Below are 231 nucleotides of genomic sequence, written 5' to 3'. Positions count from 1 at the left end.
CTAAATATGTTTCGAATGCTTCCAGTGCCACCGTTTCACTGGCACCCAGTAATTCAAAGTAAGCAATCAAGCTATTGCGAGCTAAACGCTCCACTTCACTGCGCGTAGCAAAACCGTCGAATACCATTTGAGTAAGGGTTAATTCAGCAAAGTCACTACTGTAACTGCCACGGCCATCATTTTGCTGATCCTGACGACCTACGCCAGCGGTCACGTCAATGGAAGGTAGGT

The 231-nt window shown here is 47.2% G+C and carries 1 protein-coding gene; it reads right to left on the bottom strand.

Going from position 1 to position 231, the window contains the following annotated elements:
• Window positions 1-231, bottom strand: a 231-nt coding sequence (locus SB847_RS22435; protein WP_410578985.1) for a TolC family protein, incomplete at both ends; no start/stop codon positions are given.

The sequence above is a fragment of the Bacillus sp. SIMBA_026 genome (assembly GCF_046535335.1).
Classification (GTDB): Bacteria; Bacillota; Bacilli; order Bacillales; family Bacillaceae; genus Bacillus; species Bacillus velezensis.
The sequence above is the reverse complement of the archived record's forward strand: the minus strand, read 5'-3'. Positions and strand labels throughout refer to the sequence as shown.